The sequence below is a fragment of the Bacteroides intestinalis DSM 17393 genome (genome assembly GCF_000172175.1).
GTDB lineage: Bacteria > Bacteroidota > Bacteroidia > Bacteroidales > Bacteroidaceae > Bacteroides > Bacteroides intestinalis.
Map to the genome: position 1 here is coordinate 303,304 of NZ_ABJL02000008.1, position 12,561 is coordinate 315,864.

The 12,561-nt window shown below is 35.8% G+C and carries 14 protein-coding genes; all 14 read right to left on the reverse strand.

What is annotated here, in order from left to right:
• Positions 1-52 precede the first annotated feature (52 nt).
• The 14 genes from proS to BACINT_RS10760 all read right to left on the reverse strand — a co-directional run bounded on the left by proS (position 53) and on the right by BACINT_RS10760 (position 12,559).
• Positions 53-1,546, reverse strand: coding sequence for a proline--tRNA ligase (proS, locus tag BACINT_RS10700; RefSeq protein ID WP_007662924.1), 1,494 nt, complete (start codon positions 1,544-1,546; stop codon positions 53-55).
• Between the two features lie 168 nt (positions 1,547-1,714).
• Positions 1,715-2,182, reverse strand: coding sequence for a putative toxin-antitoxin system toxin component, PIN family (locus tag BACINT_RS10705; protein ID WP_007662925.1), 468 nt, complete (start codon positions 2,180-2,182; stop codon positions 1,715-1,717).
• The gene (gene vap15 / locus BACINT_RS10710) at positions 2,166-2,414 is read right to left on the reverse strand and encodes a type II toxin-antitoxin system VapB15 family antitoxin (RefSeq protein ID WP_044155203.1); all 249 of its coding nucleotides are present in this window, start codon (positions 2,412-2,414) and stop codon (positions 2,166-2,168) included. Before vap15 ends, BACINT_RS10705 begins: the two co-directional genes overlap by 17 nt.
• 285 nt (positions 2,415-2,699) lie before the next feature.
• Complete coding sequence (locus BACINT_RS24365; protein ID WP_007662940.1) at positions 2,700-2,849, reverse strand: hypothetical protein; 150 nt, start codon at positions 2,847-2,849, stop codon at positions 2,700-2,702.
• 529 nt (positions 2,850-3,378) lie between these two features.
• Positions 3,379-3,684: a hypothetical protein gene (locus BACINT_RS10715; RefSeq protein WP_007662942.1), complete on the reverse strand. Its 306-nt coding sequence runs from the start codon at positions 3,682-3,684 to the stop codon at positions 3,379-3,381.
• A gap of 212 nt (positions 3,685-3,896) precedes the next feature.
• Positions 3,897-4,862 (reverse strand): MraY family glycosyltransferase, encoded by a 966-nt coding sequence (locus tag BACINT_RS10720; protein WP_007662943.1) that lies wholly within the window; start codon positions 4,860-4,862, stop codon positions 3,897-3,899.
• Positions 4,863-4,898: 36 nt separating this feature from the next.
• Positions 4,899-5,879: an NAD-dependent epimerase/dehydratase family protein gene (locus BACINT_RS10725; RefSeq protein ID WP_007662944.1), complete on the reverse strand. Its 981-nt coding sequence runs from the start codon at positions 5,877-5,879 to the stop codon at positions 4,899-4,901.
• Between the two features lie 339 nt (positions 5,880-6,218).
• Complete coding sequence (locus BACINT_RS10730) at positions 6,219-6,443, reverse strand: hypothetical protein (protein ID WP_021967342.1); 225 nt, start codon at positions 6,441-6,443, stop codon at positions 6,219-6,221.
• Between the two features lie 52 nt (positions 6,444-6,495).
• On the reverse strand, positions 6,496-7,578 hold the full coding sequence (gmd, locus tag BACINT_RS10735) for a GDP-mannose 4,6-dehydratase (protein WP_007662948.1): 1,083 nt from the start codon (positions 7,576-7,578) through the stop codon (positions 6,496-6,498).
• Positions 7,579-7,594: 16 nt separating this feature from the next.
• Complete coding sequence (locus BACINT_RS10740) at positions 7,595-8,731, reverse strand: glycosyltransferase family 4 protein (protein WP_007662949.1); 1,137 nt, start codon at positions 8,729-8,731, stop codon at positions 7,595-7,597.
• 5 nt (positions 8,732-8,736) lie between these two features.
• Positions 8,737-9,588, reverse strand: a complete 852-nt coding sequence (locus BACINT_RS10745) for a glycosyltransferase family 2 protein (RefSeq protein WP_007662950.1) — start codon at positions 9,586-9,588, stop codon at positions 8,737-8,739.
• Positions 9,589-9,593: 5 nt separating this feature from the next.
• Positions 9,594-10,424 (reverse strand): alpha-1,2-fucosyltransferase, encoded by an 831-nt coding sequence (locus BACINT_RS10750; protein ID WP_007662951.1) that lies wholly within the window; start codon positions 10,422-10,424, stop codon positions 9,594-9,596.
• Positions 10,425-10,596: 172 nt separating this feature from the next.
• Positions 10,597-11,544, reverse strand: a complete 948-nt coding sequence (locus tag BACINT_RS10755; RefSeq protein ID WP_007662952.1) for an acyltransferase family protein — start codon at positions 11,542-11,544, stop codon at positions 10,597-10,599.
• A gap of 97 nt (positions 11,545-11,641) precedes the next feature.
• Entirely contained in the window at positions 11,642-12,559 is a 918-nt protein-coding gene (locus tag BACINT_RS10760) for a glycosyltransferase family 2 protein (protein WP_007662953.1), read from the reverse strand.
• Positions 12,560-12,561 lie beyond the last annotated feature (2 nt).

A 12,561-nucleotide genomic window follows, 5' to 3' on the forward strand; every position in this document is an offset into this window, starting at 1 on the left:
CATCCTCCTATACGGAAGTGCAGCCCTCTCCTATAATCTTACTGAGATCCTATTAATAAGAACGAGCAAACAAAGCTCGGCAAGCCGACGGTTTACCGGTCACCATACAGATACCCGGTTCTTTATCATCATCCAAGAAAGTTTCAAAAGGAATACAACGGATAGTAGCCTTTGTATCTTCCTTGATCTTCTCCTCAGTTTCGGTAGTACCATCCCAGTGGGCAAGGATAAAGCCACCTTCTTCAATCTTTTCCTTGAATTCGTCGTAACTATCCACTTTCGTGATGTGAGAGTTACGATAGTTGAGAGCCTTCTGGTAAATATTTGCTTGAATTTCTTCCAACAGATCTTTTACGTATTCCTCGATACCATCGCAAGAACGGGTTTCTTTTTCCAGCGTATCGCGGCGCATTACTTCCATTGTATTGTTTTCCAGATCACGACCACCCATCACAAGACGTACAGGTACACCTTTCAATTCATAGTCTGCAAATTTGAAGCCCGGACGTTTGTTATCGGCATTATCATATTTCACCGAAACACCCATAGATTTCAGTTTAGCAACGATACCGGCTACCTTCTCATCAATCTTCTGCAGCATCTCTGCATTTTTATAGATAGGCACGATAACCACCTGTATCGGAGCCAAATGAGGAGGCAGTACAAGTCCGTTATCATCAGAGTGAGTCATGATCAGTGCTCCCATCAAGCGGGTAGATACCCCCCATGAAGTAGCCCAAACATATTCCATTTTATTTTCCTTGTTCACGAACTGCACATCAAATGCCTTGGCAAAATTCTGTCCAAGGAAGTGAGACGTACCACTTTGCAGAGCTTTTCCGTCCTGCATCATGGCTTCGATAGTGTAAGTATCCAGTGCACCGGCAAAACGTTCATTGGCAGATTTCACACCTTTCACTACAGGAACAGCCATATATTTTTCGGCAAATTCGGCATATACGTTCAGCATACGTACTGCTTCTTCTTCAGCTTCTTCACGAGTAGCGTGTGCTGTATGTCCCTCCTGCCACAGGAATTCTGCAGTACGCAGGAAGAGGCGGGTACGCATTTCCCAACGCATCACGTTCGCCCATTGATTACACAAAATAGGCAGATCGCGATAAGAATTAATCCAGTTCTTATAAGTATTCCAGATGATGGTTTCAGAAGTAGGACGGATAATCAGTTCTTCTTCCAGTTTAGCTTCCGGGTCTACAATTACTCCGCTACCGTCAGGAGCATTTTTCAGACGATGGTGTGTTACTACTGCACACTCCTTTGCAAAACCTTCCACATGTTCCGCTTCACGGCTGAGGAAAGACTTCGGAATCAGCAAAGGGAAATAGGCATTCACGTGTCCTGTTTCCTTAAACATATCATCCAGCTGACGCTGCATTTTCTCCCAGATAGCGTATCCGTAAGGTTTGATCACCATACAGCCACGCACAGCCGATTGTTCCGCCAGATCGGCCTTCACCACCAACTCATTATACCACTGCGAATAATTCTCGCTGCGTTTGGTCAGGTCTTTTAATTCTACTGCCATTTTATTTCGTTTTTTAAAGTTTTTTCGGATGTGTCTATTAAACAGTCGGCAAAAATACAAAAAATTGCGTGAATAGTGCGTTTGATAAACACACTATTTTAAAAAAGCCGCTATCCGGATGATTTAGGGATAGCGGCTTTCATTTTATGTTGTTACTATACATTTACTCTATTCTCCAATAACAATAGCGTAATAATCTTCTAGATCTTCATGAAGGAGAGCAGAACACCCTAATGAAGAAGTTAATGCGTCAAACTCCATGACAGTAATTATCTGGCAAGAACCGACTTCTTTCACAATCAATAAATCTCTATCCCCAGTTATCAGATAATCAGCTCTTGACACTAATGCAAGTTCTAATAAATAATCATCCTTAGGATCCCGACAACGGGAAGAAATATTACCTATTTCGTAGTACAATGTCTCTTGAGCCCAAAAATCCCATAGCATATCTAAATGCTCTTTGGAGAAATATTTTACAAATTTAGGACGTGAAGCAACGCTTTCAATCTCATCTAAAAGTTCTTTAGAAACTACAAGTTCTACATTTCCATTAGATATGAGTTCCAACAAGCAAGACAGCTTCTTGCCTATAAGAAAGCTAATCCAAAGATTTGTATCAATAATTATTCTCATTTCGCAATCGCTTTTCATACGCCTCTTGCCTAACAGCTTCCACTTCTGCATCTATCTCCTTTTGGGAAATTTCATCTGTCTTAAAAGTTTCTAATAATCGTCTCAACTTAATGCCTCTCGTTTCAGCAGCAAGTGCACGGCTCAATTCCAACTTATCATCATCAGAAAGTTGTTGAGTTAACTCTAATATCTGATTATAATTCAGACGTATTTTCAATGATACTGTTGCCATACGATTATACATTGATATTACCCATAAACAAAAGTACAACTATTTGGGCAACAATCAAACAAAGAAATGATTATTTTTCTAAAGATTGACATCCTCTCTTATTTATCTATACCCAGCCTATCAGCCGTAAGCGTCCAAAACATGGTATACACCTTTCAGGCGAGTGCCAGTAGGTACTCGTCACTTGTCTTGGATATTAAGTTTTAAATTGTTTTCACTAATTGGTTAGACATATCGTCATAGGAAGCAGGTTCTCATAATCCGTTCGACCCTTCCGGATCTCCGTCATGTACTTGCAGAAGAAAGATCGGAAACTGATTCCCGCCTGCTTGCAGGTTTCAATAAAGGTATTGTAAACAGCCGATCGTAGGTTCCATATCGGCCACAAGCCACACAAGTATTCACAACGGCACGTGGTTCATTCAATCCGGTCATAATAGAATACTGTTACGGCTATCCCGATGAGACTTTGGAGATTTAAAGCTATAAAGTAACTTATATTTCAGAAAAGAATTTTGAGAAATTGAAGGGTCGTCAACCCGTTGCACAAGATGATATGGATAGCACTTTAACTCCACTATCACATTAAATAAGGATACACATCTATACGGAGACGATTTAGTTCATCATCAGGCACTTCCACAAGCCGTAATGAACAACGAGGTTTGCTCACCTTCCCGTTCACGGTTCGAGTTGTAAACTTCGAACTACGTTTATGTTTCTGTTTAGTATCTTTTTTCTGACTCTCCATATTTTCTGTCTTTATTTATTACAAAGTTACAGATTCTTTATCTATAAACAATTCTTTTCCTATTTTTTTCTTCAGATTATTAATAATCATCAAATCAAAGTAAAGACTTAATTTTTTGCGAATAACATCTTCTATCTTACCTAAATGCGATTACATTAGTTTCTATAAAAAAGGTACCCTGTGATAGAGTACCTTTTTAATTGTGTGTATAACTTATTTCTGAACTTCCCCTTTTTCATTGAAAAGAACCGGATTCTCGGTACCGGCTGCATCCACCAATGTTACCTTGTAAGTCTTAGTTCCATCTTCAGCAACTTCAACGGCTGCCTCTTTGATGGTTGCTTCCGAGTAGTTTTCCTTGATGGCATCCTGAACTGCCTGCGGGAGTTCTTTTACATCAATCGGTTTAAACTCGTTGATCATCGTTACGATTTCAACATCCGATACCATGTTGTTAGCAAATGCTACTGAAGTACCCAATCCCATTACCAATGCTACTGCTAAAAATAACTTTTTCATAATTCTAATTGTTTAAGTTAAACATTTCTTGTTAGCTCTCACATAATATAGTACAAGACGCATGCCAAAACTATTTCCAAACAAGTATCACGCTATATATCAACTACTTAAGCCAAAACCATATAAAAGACATTTTCCTAATTTGAGTATTTTTTCTACAACTATGTGGATATCCGTCCACAGTAATATACACTTTATAAACTATCACCTTTCTATTTTTCACTCCTACCATTAGGACTATGTAAACAGAAGAAATTCTTCATAAATCCAATATAAATAATACTAAGCAATAAAATAGTACACGATAAATATAAATAGCCATGGTCCAAGAAATATATATATCCTATTATTACAATTACCTGCATAGCCATATAAATCAGCGATACCACTACATGAGGCATCTTCAATTCATTCGCCATCAATTGATACATATGTTTACGATGGGGCAAACCGATATTCTCATGAAGCATCAGGCGATGAATGATAGTCAGAACACTGTCGACACCATAGACAGACAATAAGATAATCCAACTGAAATCTTCAGTCTTAATTATAAGTTTTCCTATCAGAAAAAGAAGAATAAAAGCAATACTCACAGAACCGACATCACCGGCAAAACACCTCGCTTTCTTACGGAAGTTAAAGAAGCAGAAGACCAGGACGGAGCAGAAAACGGTATAGATTAGAGCAGGCTCTACAAACTGAGTTACTTCAGCATTGATATAAGCCAATGCACCAAGGATAACCAACGAATAACCACCCGTTATCCCATTGATACCATCCATAAAATTATAGGCATTGATGATGCCTGTACAAACAATCAAAGCTATAATAATCCACCACCACGAAAGAGAAAACAAGCCCCATTGGTAAAACATCAAAGCCATAGCAGTGAAGTGAAACACCAATCGCAAACCTTGGGAAATGGAACGGATATCATCCACAAAACTAATAAATGTGATTAGAGTCAATGCCAATATAAACCAAAGATATCCCCAGTCATTACTCAGGAAATAGCCCAAAGCTCCAAAATAGAAGATGATTCCGCCACCACGCAAAGTAATCCGGGTATGGGAACTTCTCTCATTCGGCTTATCGATGATATTGCACTTATCAGCTATTCTAAAATAAAAAAGTTCTGCCAAAAATAGCAGAACTAGTATAATCAGGTAATACATAACCGTACTTGCCCCTTTAATTTGAATTGTTTATTATTAATTTGAAAACGATAAGATCGTTTTCATAATCCCATCAGCAGCACGAACAGGCATTCGTTCAATGCCAAGTGCTGCTTTAATCTTCTCATTACTCACCACGTAATTCTCTGTCAACTTCCGAAGACGTTCAGTATTCAACGGCAAATGAAGCAATGTTCCCAAACCAGCACAACTTTCCATCATTTTCTTGTTCATCTTCCAGATGTGAGGTTCCTTGCCCATAGCTTCACACATGAGAGCAATCAATTCATTGGTAGACAGAGCTTCATCATCACCCATGTGATAAATACCACTCGTTACATTCTTTGTCAGCAAACCTTCCACCACATAGCAAAGGTTATCTATAGAAGTGAACGAACGCTTATTTTCAAAATCTCCCAAAGGCCAAGGAATACCTTTCTTTACCACATTATAAAGTAGATTCAAGTTCCCCTTGTTACCCGGGCCATGAATCATACAGGGCCGAAGAATATACACCAGTTTATCACGCTGCATAGCAACTCTCAAATCTCCATTCTCAACTCTCAACTTACTAAGAATATAATTCTCGGCTGCTATCTTACTCTCTCCATAAGGTCCCACTGGTGCAGGTATCACATCCTCCCTCAACATATCCCCCACTACACTATCAGCAGCAGCTTTCACAGAACTGAAGAATATGAACCTCTTTGCTGTAGATTCCAGAAAGAAATCAAAGATTTTTTGTGTCAGTCCTGTATTGATATCAAAATATGTCTGTGCAGCAGACTGATTCTTTGTATCATGTGCCTTGCCTGCAAGATGAATGATAGCATCAAACTGGGGTAAATTCTGCATAGGGAAAGAGATCGTTTCAATATCTTCCCAAGCAAAAGTTTTCACTACTCCCTCTTTTTCAGGTGCAACAATATCTAAGCCATAAAGAGTATGATATTCCTTTAAAGCCATAACAAAATTGGAACCCACGAAACCGTGAACTCCGGTAATAAGAATATTCATAAAATCGCAGAAATAAAAAACGAATACTTACTGTTTAGTAAGAAAATCAATAAGAAGATTTTGTAGTCGACAAGGATCTTGTCGTCCATCCCATATAATTATCACTTCAATTCTATCCTCATAAATCTGATAATAAATATGGTCTTGTTTATAAAAAATGCATCTAATTCTCCATATTGAGACAAATGCAACAGTCGCTTACCTACGTAAGGAGAACTTCCCAATGACTCTATAAAAGATATAATTTTAACAGCAATATTATTTGCCGTTTTTTCCCAAAGAAACCCTGTATGTATGATAGTATATCATAAAGAGACTCTATAGCCAAATCAGACCAGACTACTTCCATCCCAATCTATCAGCTAACAATCCATATACCTCACTATTAGGTATCATCCGGCCTTTTTCACGAGCTATTTGAGCATATTTTACTGCCCCAATAATAATTTCGTCCGACAATAATTCTATTTCTCCTATCGTAGAAGGTGAACGGTATTCCATTACAGGCTCATTGACGGTCTGCTCTATTAGTTCCTGCTTTTTATATGCCTTAGACTTACTCATTATCTCAACATTTTCTACAAAGGTAATTTGCAATATCGGAATATCCTAATTATTATTCTATAACTTGCGACTTAAGATATAATTTCTTCACAAACTTCATATCATGTGCCACCATTATCCTCACAAGCTCAGGAAAACTAGTTTTCGTAGGATTCCAACCAAGTACTGTTTTGGCTTTGGTAGGATCACCTAATAATTGTTCAACCTCGCAAGGACGGAAATATTTCGAGTCAACTTCAACAAGCACTTTGCCTGTATTCACATCAATTCCTTTTTCATCAACACCCTCACCTTCCCAGTACAGTTCAATGCCAACCTCACGAAAAGCTAAAGTAGCAAATTCGCGAACTGTATGCATCTCACCGGTAGCTATCACAAAATCTTCCGGCGTATCATGTTGTAGCATCAACCACATACACTCCACATAATCCTTCGCATACCCCCAGTCACGACGGGCATCCAGATTACCCAGATATAACTTATCCTGAAAACCTTGTGCAATACGAGCAGCGGCAAGAGTTATCTTACGGGTTACAAAAGTCTCTCCCCGACGCTCACTTTCATGATTGAACAGAATACCATTTACAGAAAACATGCCATAACTCTCACGATAATTCTTCGTAATCCAGAAACCATACTGTTTTGCTACACCGTATGGACTACGAGGATAGAAAGGTGTTGTTTCTTTCTGGGGAATTTCCTGTACCTTACCATAAAGTTCCGAAGTGGAAGCCTGATAAATCTTCGTCTTTTTCTCTAAACCCAAAATACGGACAGCTTCAAGCATGCGAAGCGTTCCTACAGCATCAGCTTCAGCCGTATATTCCGGAACATCAAAAGACACTTTTACGTGACTTTGTGCCGCAAGATTGTAGATTTCATCAGGTTGTACCTGCTGAATAATACGAATCAATGAACTACTATCCGTCATGTCACCATAATGAAGATTAACTAGTCGCTGTTGCCTCATGTCACGTACCCATTCATCCAGATATAGATGCTCTATACGTCCTGTATTAAATGAAGAAGAACGACGGAGGATACCATGAACTTCATAACCTTTTTCTATTAAAAATTCGGCAAGAAATGAACCATCTTGTCCAGTAATACCTGTAAGCAATGCTATTTTTTTCATTATGAATCTAAATTTATTATTGATACAATTTCTCTATTTCCGTCCAAATTACATGCTGTTCAAAATTATCAACAACAAAATTCCGTCCATTCTTTCCAAAATTCAGTCGAAGTTTTTCATTAGAATAAAACCTTTCAATAGCGTTTATTATGCATTCAGGGGTATGCTCTACAAACACTCCTGTCTGTTCTTCAATTATTGAATCAACACACCCTGTTACACGAGCTGTTATTATAGGTAATTCCATTGAAGAAGCTTCTAATGTTGACATTCCAAAGCCTTCTCTATATGAAGGAAAAACAAAAACATTCATTAGGGCATAATAATATTCTATAATTGAATTTAAAACATATCCTGTATTTATTATGCTAGAAGTATCTTGTATAAATCGTTTAATTTCTATAGGTAAAGAATCTCTTTCTTCCATCATCCCAACCAATAACAGAACCATATTATCATGCCTTTGGGTAAGAATCTGAAAAGCCTTAACCAATTCTACAATACCTTTATCACGAACTAAACGACCTGTATAACCCACTACAAAACTAGAATCAGCTATTCCTAAACTATCCTTCAAATCTTTTAAGCGTTTTAAATCTAAGTTCTCCTTATTGAAGCGACCGACATCAATGCCATTGCAAGTACCCTTAGACAGTAGTACTTGTTTCGATACTAAGTTCAATTTATCATCAATACTTTTCTTATATAGAGAAGGGCTTACACACACTATTTTAGTTGCTAAAGCTGCGACAAGTTTATCTATTGATATTAACAACTTCCTTTTGAATCCCATCGAAGTCTCATAGACCAGACCATGCCTAAAATAGATTCTAACTGGAACGCGTAAAATGAAAGCTGCAATCATAGCAATTAACGCCCCTTTAGGAGTATGCCCAACAACAATATCTATTTGCTTAGATTTAATATATTGCATGGTTTTAGAGATTGCCACAAAATCTTTCATAACAGAAATTTTTCTCAGGATTTCAACCTCTTTATATTCAAAACCATATATTCTGGAAAAAGATTCCAATTCAGGCGAACTACTGCATACAATATACTCTTTATAGCCTTTTTTATTAAAATATGAAAGTTGATTACCCAAAAAATAGGGAATTACAAAAGAGATATTCACAACATGAAGAATATTCATAATAATTATTTTATAACAGCCATCAATTTGCTTGAAGCCTCCGTTTTCAACTTAAATGATATACTATTTGAGCGTCTTTTTATCAAGATATTTTGTAGTCCAAAAACAGTAAACAAGGCATATAATAAGCATTTTACATAGTTAATAATAAGCATTCCATATCTTTTTAAGAGATTAGCGCTATAATACTTTATAATTAAAGTCCTAACCCCCTTCATTGACAAAAGATATTTATACAAATACGGAACACCTATCTCACGATAAAATAATAGTGGTTCAGACAAATTATAAAAGTTAGATTTCTCTATAGTGCGACACCAAAGTTCCATATCTTCAACTCTAATATATCTTGAGTCATACGGATTATTACTAAACCAGTCTCTTTTCCCCATTACTGATGGATGTATGAAGCATGCATGAGCAAATACATCCCCTATTACAGACGGATTTACCTTGTTTTTCAAAATGCCAACAACTCGATTTCCAGTATCAATCGAATATGCCCAGCTACCAACAACATCTGCCTGTGGATGCTCTTCCAAATATCTAAGTTGTTTTTCCAGTCTTTGCGGGTGCATAATATCATCGGCATCCATACGAACAAAATATTTACAATCACTTAGTTTAACGAGTTCGTTCAGACGATAAACGAGTCCTTTATTCCGCCCATCTGAAATAACTTTGACTCGTGTATCACTTGTATATTTACGAGCCAATGCCAATGATGAATCTGTACTTCCATCATCTATCAAAGTCATTTTCCAGTTGGTATAAGTCTGATTTAGTACAGATCGTATGGCATAATCCAAATATTTTTCGGCATTATAGAAGGGAATACCTACGTATACAAGATTCATACTTATCAAATTTTAGTCCAGCTATCCAAAGCAAGAGTTTTATTGGAAGTAAAAGTCCAGCGCGAAGGAGCAATAACAAGTTGATTCTTATGCTGATTAAGATAGGCTCCCCACCAAGAGAATGTACTATTGGAAATGATATTTACTTTACACAAAGACATCAAATAGATATATGCAAATTGTGATATTTCATGATTAGGAACAAAAACTGTAGATTCTGGCAAGGATACATGATTTTTCACCCACAATATATCATCTGAAAAAACAAAGAACTGTTTATCCTCTTCAATTTCGGAATTAGCTCGATCTATAGCCTGCTCATAGTATTTCTCTGTACAAACCCCATAAACATTAATGTTCTTAGGTGAAAAATAATCTCCTCTTCGTACATGCAAAGAAACTGAGATTTTAGCAGAACGGATGTTTTCTTCTATTTCAGATAAAACATTAGGATTTTTCCACTCACTAAGTACTTTTTGCATTGGAAAATATGTCGCATATTTTTCCTCTTGCCAATAGCCTTGTAGAAAGATTTTTCCTCTTGCTTTTTCTAACAAACAAATATCAAACATGCTTTCTGATAAATAGGTATTCGACCATTGGAATAGAGCTTTAAACAAACGATTCTTGACACCTGTATATCGAGTAAAGTATGCATTATAAAGCGGTATGTCAGGTATAAAAGAACACAATTCCAACTTTCTCAGTTGATCTGATGTTCCAAACGAAGCAACATCATAGAATACTTTTTTATCAGTTTCAATTTCGAGATATTGTCCAAATGAATACTGAAAAAGTTGATTACCTAAACCTCCCCATAATCGTACTATAATCATAAAATTATCATTAAACTAATTAGAAATATGAATCAGGGATTAAGTTAAACTCATGATGAAGCGGATTTCAATAATGATGATTTACTGAGTATCTTCAATTATAACCTCAACCACTGATTCGCACTAGAAAATAAATACTCAATATTACACAGAAATAGATATACCTCAAACATTATATAAACCTAGAAGTATTTACATATTTAGCAATTATTGGTAACACAATGAAACTGTTCAGAGATAGAATAAAGACCATCAATAGTGAATCAATATCAACATGAAAAATTTTATTAGAAAACAATATAACAACCTCTAGTAGCAAATAGTGGATGACATAATAATTCATCGATTTACTACCAATAGCATGCAATATGGATGTATTTTGAGGCAAATAATAAAATATATTATTTATCATAATTATTCCACTCAAAGAACCTAATACATATAGTAAATAGTAACCATGATTACAATGATTAGCTCTCATATCTACATTAGAGAATAGCGAAGGTATTGATAAGTATGCCACATAAAATAGCGTAGATATAATAAACACTATTTTTTTATACTGGACATCTTTTAATAAATGTCCCATTCCCAAAAAGAATAGTCCAGACAAAATATTGCCAAACCAAACAATATAATTACAATTTATAACATCAAGTATATATGCAGCTATAATACATAAAAACAGAAGTGTCAAATAATATTTTTGACTGCATATTGCATTGTACATTAATTTAGCAACAAATAATGAAGCGAGAAACCAAAGAGGTAAATTACCCATAACAGCCCCTTCTTTCAATATCTGATAAAACGGAGACAATATATATTTTACCCAAGAAGTTTCTCCATAAAAAAACAAAATTACCGACCAAACTATTATGCCATAAAGCGAGTATTTAACATAAGGATACAATAGTTTTTTACCCTCTAAAAACATCTGATTATTACTTTTATGGAAAAAGAACATTCCGCTTTTAAAAAAGAACCACGGCATGAAAAAGAAAAGTGGTCGCATTAGAACCACAAAGAAATTCCCTGTATGAGTAAAGTTTACTATATGAACAAATATCATATAAACAATCATCAGTCCTGAAATTCCATCAATATCTTTGCGTCTCATAAAATATATAATCTGCCCAAGCTTTCAGAAGAAAGCTCCCGTGCCTTGAGTTACTTTGCGTATATTTATATTTTGTTACGTTCCTCGTTGTCCATATTCATTGTTTATAGTATCCAAGAGTACATGCCTTCTTTACATAATAATTGAACATAAAAAGGAGTTTCACCAAAAGAATTTTTATCTTTCCACAATTTAAACAATATTTCATATATGTTTCTAAAGATCTAATTTCTTCTTTAGCAACAAAGCTACTAGAAACTGTACCATGATGAGATCCTGTAGATTTTCCACCTTCATGTATCACTAACCAAGATGGATCCAGAATAAACTTATAATGCTCTTTCTTTAATTTATAACCTAGAATTATTTCTTCTGCATACAAGAACGTTCTCTCATCAAACATGCCAACCTTCATGAATGCATCTGTTTTTATTATGAAAAAGCATCCAGATGGAACTTCAAAATCGATTAATCTCTCATATGGACGTTCTTTATAGTATACCATTTCTTGGTATTTTCTGGTAAATAGTTTACGAATAGGATAAAAGCTATCCATTATGCAATCAAAATAGCTATAAACCTTTCTAATACAAATTTGTCTGTTTGCTTCATTACTAATGTGAGGCGTCCATACTAACGGCTGAATTCCACAATAATGCTCACCTAATTCAGACAAGGTATCAATAAGATTATCAACTAACCCCTTTGTCCTAATTTCAACATCCGGATTCATTATTACCAAATAGTCAATCTCATACTTCTCTAACAGATACCGAACCCCGGCATTATTTCCTCTTGCATATCCGACATTCTCATCTAATTTTAAAACACAAGTATTGTGAATGTTGGCAGAAATAAATATTTCGACCTGATTATTTTTAGTTGAACAGCCATCTACGAAGCATATCACATAATCATCAGATATAGCGTTCTCTACAATACTTGATGCTGCAATTACTGCATCTTCAACTGTATTGTAATTCAACAATATTACAGCATATCTTTTTTTAGTCATTT